Genomic DNA, 7255 nt, shown 5'->3' on the forward strand with positions numbered 1-7255 from the left:
GGTCCTTGGTGGTTGACAGAACGGGTGTACGTGCACCCATGAGCAAATTATTCGTTCTCCTGGCGTCTGCGCTCGTGCTGACGGGGGTCTTCCCGGCCAGCGCGAAGGCCGATGTCATCGAGGGCATCGTCCCCGGCAGTGTCAAGATCGTTCCGTGGAACGGTGATCCCGGCCAGCCGGTGTACCTGTGGGACGGCGTCAAGGTCGAGGCCAAGTGGGCCATCCCGGACCAGAGCGGCAAGGCCGGGGACCAGTTCAAGCTGGGGCTTCCGGACAAGCTGGCCGGTTTCGCGAGCACCTTCGATCTCAAGGGCGATGAGGGTGACCCCCTCACCTACGGCACCTGTGAGGTCAGCAGTGAAGAGCTGGTCTGCACCCTGAACGACAACGTCGTGGGCAAGAACGACGTCGGTGGTGACCTGTGGCTGGCGGTCCAGACCGTTGACACCTTCACCGAGGACGAGCTCGAGTTCACCTACGGCAACAACGGCACCGTCACCGTTCCGTGGATCAACGGCATCGACGTCGGCTACCGTCCGGCCCCGGGAGAGACCGTCAAGGAGGGCTGGACCACCGACACCGTCGAGAACGGTGTGTTCTGGCGCGTCGCAGTGCGCGGGTCGGATCTGGCAGGGGCCACCTCCACCACCATCACCGACACCTTCGCGATGGCCGGTCTCAACTTCACCGTGGCCCCCGGGTATCCGCAGGTCTACACCCTGAAGACCACCGACAAGTGCTGGAGCCTCCAGTACAGCGATGACTGCCGGGTGGACCTCAACGAGGGCACCACCCCGTCCGCCACCACGACGATCGACGAGGACGCCGATGTCGTGACCGCGACCATCAACGCGCCGGACGGGTTCGACCCGAACACCTGGTACGCGATGGACCTGCTGGTGAGCACGGACAAGCAGATCAAGGTGGGTGACACCTTCAACAACAAGGCCGAGGCCGGCGGCAAGCAGCTGACCGCCACCGCCGAGAAGGTGGAGGCCGGTGCAGGCACCGGACGCGGCACCACCCCGACGCCTCCGCCGCCGCCCGTGCCCCCGACCAAGACGGTGGTTCCGGTGTCTCCGAAGGTGACTCCGGGTGTGTGCAAGCCGGGTGATGATGTTCCGAGTGAGCCGACGGTTGAGGTTGCCGACTGAGGGGATCGAGTACTCGGCTCCGGTTGTGCGGACCGAGGGTTCGACGGTGACGGTGACGGTCAAGGCTGCGGCGAAGTCCGGGTTCAAGATCGATGAGAATGCGTTGCCTGAGGGTTGGTCCGTGGTGGGTGGTGAGATCGTGTTCACCTGGACCGGTCAGGCCGCTCCGTGTGCCAAGGCCGACCCCGACGCCGACTCCGAGCACGCCTGCTCCGAGCCCGTCGACGCCGACTCCGAGCGCACCTGCTCCGAGCCCGTCGACCCCGACTCCGAGCACACCCGCTCCCAGCAAGCCCGGAAAGCCGGGCAAGCCGACGCCGCCGAAGCCGTCCCCGGTGAAGCCGGGGCTGCCGAAGACCGGCGCCTGAGCCTGAGGCCTTGAAGGGGCGGAACCACGTGGTTCCGCCCCTTCAACCGTCTCGGGCCGGGATAGGGTCACAATCATGCTTCCCGATGTCTGGTTCGCCCTGCTGCTGACGCTGCTGGCCGGGCTGTCCACGGCCATCGGAGGGGCCATCGGGGTGTGCGGGAGGTCCGACTCCACGCGTCTGCTCAGTCTTGGTCTCGGGTTCTCCGCAGGGGTCATGGTTCACGTCTCCTTCGTCGAGATCCTCCCGAAGGGGCGGGACCAGCTCGCCGCCGCCTTCGGTGAGAAACCGGGCAACTGGTACACCCTGCTCGCCTTCTTCGGAGGTGTCGCGGTCATCGCCGTCATCGACCGCCTGGTTCCGGCCGCGATCAATCCACACGAGCCCGGATCGGTGCAGGATGAGCGGCGGCGCCGAGCCCTCATGCAGACCGGGGTGCTCACCGCCATCGCCCTGGCCGTCCACAACTTCCCGGAAGGGTTCGCCACGTTCATCTCCGGACTCCAGGACCCGGGGGTGGCGCTTGCGGTCGCGGTGGCCATCGCCATCCACAACATCCCGGAAGGACTTGCGGTCGCGCTACCGGTCCACCAGGCAACCGGCTCCCGCCGTCGTGGATTCTGGGCGGCGACTGCTTCCGGCCTGGCCGAACCCGCCGGGGCGGTCATCGGCTGGCTGCTGCTGACCCCCTGGTTCTCGCCCGCACTGCTCGGCGTGGTCTTCGCGGGCGTTGCCGGGGTGATGGTCTTCATCTCCATCGACGAGCTGCTGCCCACCGCTGAGGAGTACGGCGAGCACCACACGTCGATGTACGGGTTCATCGCAGGGATGGCAGTGATGGCCGTCTCACTGCTCCTGTTCCTGTGACTCAGTACTGTCAGTACTGACTGACCGCCAACCAGGCCCGGGCCAGGGCCTCGGGATCCGGTTCCCAGGTGCCGTCGAAACGCCGTCGCCCCTCCCGCGTCGAGTCGGCGAGACGCTGCAGGAGCTCAGCTGCGAACGGGGCACCGGCCCGGGACACCCAGGCGATGTCCTGGGTCAGCGAGGGAGATCCGAGGGCAGCCTGTCCGGCCTCCAACACCCGGGCACACCAACGGGAGGTGATCTCCTGCACCTCGGGAGAGGTCACGGCCCAGTCGGCAGGGTCCAGATCAGATTCCGGGTGCGGCGCGACGGGCAGGGTGCCCGCCCAGGAACGATCCACGACATCCAGGCCCGGCCACCAGAGATCGCCCAACCCCTCGGGGATCAGGATCAGCTCGCCGGAGGTGCGCATCCCCAGCAGATGCCCGTCGTGGACCAGACAGGTCACCTCGGCACCGAGTGCCGCACCGAACAGCTCCGTCGCGAGGCCCGCACCCAGGGCCCGTGCAGCAGGCAACAGTCGCAGTGGGGTCCCAGCCACCTCCAGCGACGTGCGGTTGCCGCCGGTGACCGGGCCGGCGACCACGTGATACCCGTCCGGGAGGTGCTCCCACCCGGCCACGGCCTCGCCACGGGCGGCCCGGACCTGGCGTCCCCCACCCAGCCTGCCGTCGTCACGCGCCGTGGCATCAGAGATCAGCAGGCGATGCCGGGACAGCACCGCATGGGAGTCGCTGATCCCGGCCCAGGTCTCCCCGGCCAGGTAGTGCGTCGGGACGTCGCGGGCCGTCCCCGGGCGCACCCGGGTGAGTTTCCACACCCGCCCCCCGGCATCGTTGAACGTGACCTGACTGCCCGCGAATCCCGATGCGGTGAGGATCGGTTCCGCACAGAGCGGGGTGAGCCGGAGCCCCCCGACGTCCCGGTAGGTCTCCCGGGCACGGCCCAGCAGGTCCCCGGACGGATCGCCTGGGCCCAGCTGCTCCAGCCGGTGGAGATTCAGCAGGGCCGAGGCGAATCCGGCCAGGTTGGGGCGACCTCGGCCACGCAGCGATGACACGTATCCGGTGAGTGCACGATCTGCCGTCACCAGGCCGAAGGTGCGCATCCGATGGAGGTCAGCGGCGAGATCCCCCCGATCCGCAGCGCTGAGACGTGTGGTCCCGATCAGCAGCACACGGCGCAGATGGGTCAGGGCAATGGTGACGGCATCGCGTTGCGCCGCCCTGAGAGGTGTCCTGCTGCTCTCCGCCCGGACTGGTTCCGGGGCAGCATCAGCAGGAGGAGGATTCTCCTCCTCATCGGCCACCGGCAACAGCAGGGCCACCACGGCACGGTGGGCACAGGCGGGGGCCAGCAGGCAGTCACAGGTCAGCTGCGCCTGGTCGGTGACCCGATCCACCTCGGCGACTCGCACCGTCGCATTGCCGAAGTCCACCACCGTCGCCAGCTCGGGTGGTGAGGCCAGCAGGGCATCCACCCGCTTTCTCACCCTCGGGGCGAGGGCCTCGACGATCCCGGCCAACACGGCGGGGGAGATGTCCCTCATGATGCCTCCCTCACCACGCTGCCCACCCAGCGGGCCAGGTCCAGCGGCGAGACCGCTGCCACCCGCATGCCCGCCGACGCCGCCTGCGCGGCGATCCCGGCGTTGTACGCACCCGTTCCTGAGTCGTTCAGAGCGGCGCAACCGAGCATCCTCACCCCGGCCCCGCGCAGCGCCTCGAGCTCACCGAGCATGGGGGTGACCGAACCGAACTCGTCGAAGTCACTGATGAGCACCAGCAGGGTGCGCGACGGGATCCTCACCCGGGAACGGGCCACCCGGAGCGCCCCGGCGATGTCGGTGCCGCCACCCACCTCCACCTCCAACAGCAGCTTGAGGGGATCGGTGACGTGCCCGGTGAAGTCCAGCACCTCGGTGGAGAAGGCCAGGAACTCCACGCTCAGCGCAGGGGACTCGGCCAGGATCGCCGCAGTCAACGCCGAGTAGACCACCGATTCGGACATCGAACCGGAGACATCCACCAGCACGATGAGATGCCAGTCGACCTCCTTCGCCACAGGAGCGCGGAACACCGGATGAGCCGGAACCACCTGGGGGCGACCGTCGAGGGGAACCACCTGTTTCAGGTTCGCCCGGAGGGTACGCTCCAGGTCGAGACGTCCCGTGCGACGGCGGGTCGGGCGTCCAACGGCCAGCCCCGTGAGGGCCGGACGCAACCGGATCGCCAACTCCGCGCTCAGTTCCCGGACCATCCTCGCCACCAGGGGACGCAGTCGCGACAACCGGGCCTCCGACAGGCCGCCGGTCAGGGACAGCGCCGTGGCGAGCAGCTCCACCGATGGGCGGGTCGTCTCCGGGTCCAGGCGCTCCAACACGTCCCCCCTGCCCGCAGCGGCGGCTTCGGCGAAGATCTCAGCCACCTCGCCGTGTCCGAACAGTGCCTCGATCTCCTGCTCCCACTGCCGCACGCCGAGCTGGGAGGGGCCGTTGGAGGCACCACGCGCCGCGCCGTCGAGACTGTCGGCATTGGGACGGCCGTAGAGTTCGTCGAGGGCCGAGGCCATGCGACGACCGGTGGGGGAGAGTCGCTCACGGTGCTCGCCGAGGATCAGCCGCCACCGTTCGGCAGGGGAGAACACGAGATCGGCCAGACCCAGGGCAGCCAGGCGCGAGCGGGCCGCCGTGTCGTACCGGGCCGTCCGCGCAGTCTCCTCCGGTGGTAGGACCAGGTTGCGGGAACGCCCCAACTCGCCGGCCAGGTCGTCCAGCAGCGCAGCCCGAGCCCCGGCGTCGAGCACGTCGAATCCGCCCCGGAGGCTGGGCAGCAGGGCGACGAACTCGTCGTCGTCGATCCGGCCGATGCGCGCCACCAGGGCCAGGGTGGCAGGGGCGGTGGTGAAGCGGCCCCGGGCCGCCACCAGCAGTCCGCTCAGCCGACGGCGCAGCGCGCGCCGGGCCGGGACGGTCGCGGCATCCAACCAGCCCGCGATGTGCGCGGATGCGTTCGTGTCGTCCAGCAGCAACCCGGCGGCCGCACCCTGCATCAGAGGTGAACCGTCGGTGCTCAGCCGGGTCAGGGCTGCTGTCAGGCTGAGCTGGTGTTCCTGGCCCAACTCCACGAAGGCAGCCAGTGCGGCGGCATCGGTGAGGTCGTCCGAGGCCTCGATGCCCTTCAGCTCCCGCACCGCGGCGGAGGTGAACTCGGCACGCAGCTCCCCGGCCCGTTCCCGGAGATCGGCGGACAGGTACCGGGCTCCGGGGATACGGGACAGCTCGATGTCACTCAAGGCCATGAGAACCTCGACGGCGGCATGGAACGACAAGTCGGCGGTGAGCGGGCTGAGCAGGGCCAGGGCACGTTCCAGGGCGGGCGTGGAGCCGCACGCGGCGGCGTCGACGAGCAGCCCACGGACCGCAGCCGCGTCGGAGATCTCACGGGTCAGCAGCGCAGTGGTGGCGATCTGTTCGGTGCTGAGGCCCTTCGCGGTGGCCACCTCGATGGTGGCATCGGTGGCAGCGGTCCACCTGGTGGTCCAGGTGGTGGCGGTGGTCTCCGCGCCCCGCCACAAGGTGCCGGAAGTGGGGCTGGCGAAGCTGATCCCGGCCACCATGAGCCGGGTGAACAGGATGTGACGGATGAGGTCCAGGCCACCACGCAGCGGGGTGAGGCTCCATTCCTCGTCACGGTCGGGATCGACCCGTGCGTCACGCAACTCGGTGACGATGGACTGACGGAGCGGGGAGACCGGGGAACCGGGGGCGAGCTCGCCCCGTCGGTCACCGATGAGCACCTGCTCCAGTGCCTCGGCGACGACCCGACCCCGCCCCAGCACCTCGCCCTGCGCCAGCACCGTCGTCACCGCCTCGATGAGTTCCCGACGCGACGGGGCGGCGAGTCCCCTGAGCGTGGCGAGATCCAGGGCGACACGTGCGGTCTCGGCGGCCTCACCGGGGCCGGCGGGATGGGACGCGTCGCGAAGCGCCCGGGTGATCTCGGTGATGGCACCGGTGGCGGACGCCCGGAGCAAAGAGGCGTCCAGCCGGGACTCGACCACGGCCTGCTGCCAGCCGGGGTCGCGGATGCCTGCGGGGTAGCCGGAGCGCGAGTCCAGGGAAGCGAAGGTGTAGGGCACCAGGGAGCCCGTCACCTCGGGGCCGAGGTCGGTGGGCGGGGTGGTGGCCCCGGTGGCGTCCACCAGTGCAGCCGCGTGGAAGGAGCCGACGACGGCAACCACCCGTTTCCCTGCACTCAGGTGCGGGGCGAGCATGCCGCGCATCCACTCCTCCCGGGCGGCGGTGAAGGCGTCGGGATCGCCTGCGGCCCGGCGGGAGGCCCAGCCGTGGGCCAATGCGGCGATCCGCAGCTGTTCCGGGGTGGAGCCGGGGGCGGGGGCCTCGACGAGGCGGTCCCAGGTCTCGTTCACATCACCCGGGGTGGTGCGGGCCCGGTGGGCCAGGGCCTCCTGCCACAGGGTCTCTCCCGATCCCGTCGTGTGGTCCTCCGGTGCCGGGGCCGCCAGGGGGAGGTCGATGCACACCACCGGCACGTCGTGGTGGCGTGCCCACCGGAGTGCGGCCAGCTCCGGGGAGAAGTCCGCGAACGGGTAGAACGCCAGGCCGTCACGCCCGGAGAAGGCCAGGGCCAGTGGCGCTCTCGCCTCGGGGTGGGTCAGCCAGTGCAGCCACTCGTTGGCCTCGGCGGGCAGCTCGATGGCCAGCACGTCGGGGCAGTGCTCGTCCAGCAGCGCGGGGATCGCCACGGCCATGGCCGGGGAGTGGTGGCGGATGCCGATGAGGAACGGGGAACGGCAGTCGACCAGATCGGCGACGGCTGCCCGGGGATCGAGGATGGCCACGGT

5 protein-coding genes are annotated in these 7255 nt (G+C 69.8%); 3 read left to right on the forward strand and 2 right to left on the reverse strand.

What is annotated here, in order from left to right:
- The first annotated feature begins 38 nt into the window (after positions 1–38).
- The 3 genes from EII34_RS04455 to zupT all read left to right on the forward strand — a co-directional run bounded on the left by EII34_RS04455 (position 39) and on the right by zupT (position 2389).
- Complete coding sequence (locus tag EII34_RS04455; protein WP_124843358.1) at positions 39–1154, forward strand: Ig-like domain-containing protein; 1116 nt, start codon at positions 39–41, stop codon at positions 1152–1154.
- Positions 1138–1536 carry a hypothetical protein gene (locus EII34_RS04460; protein ID WP_124843360.1) on the forward strand — a complete coding sequence of 133 codons (399 nt, stop codon included), beginning with the start codon at positions 1138–1140 and terminating at the stop codon, positions 1534–1536. Before EII34_RS04455 ends, EII34_RS04460 begins: the two co-directional genes overlap by 17 nt.
- Positions 1537–1597: 61 nt before the next feature.
- Complete coding sequence (gene zupT, locus EII34_RS04465) at positions 1598–2389, forward strand: zinc transporter ZupT (RefSeq protein WP_124843362.1); 792 nt, start codon at positions 1598–1600, stop codon at positions 2387–2389.
- Between the two features lie 10 nt (positions 2390–2399).
- Here zupT and EII34_RS04470 read toward each other — a convergent pair whose 3' ends face one another.
- Positions 2400–3938 (reverse strand): hypothetical protein, encoded by a 1539-nt coding sequence (locus EII34_RS04470; RefSeq protein WP_124843364.1) that lies wholly within the window; start codon positions 3936–3938, stop codon positions 2400–2402.
- On the reverse strand, positions 3935–7252 hold the full coding sequence (locus tag EII34_RS04475) for a DUF5682 family protein (protein WP_185711191.1): 3318 nt from the start codon (positions 7250–7252) through the stop codon (positions 3935–3937). Before EII34_RS04475 ends, EII34_RS04470 begins: the two co-directional genes overlap by 4 nt.
- Positions 7253–7255: the final 3 nt, after the last annotated feature.

The sequence above is a fragment of the Arachnia propionica genome, assembly GCF_003859805.1.
GTDB classification, from domain to species: domain Bacteria; phylum Actinomycetota; class Actinomycetes; order Propionibacteriales; family Propionibacteriaceae; genus Arachnia; species Arachnia propionica_C.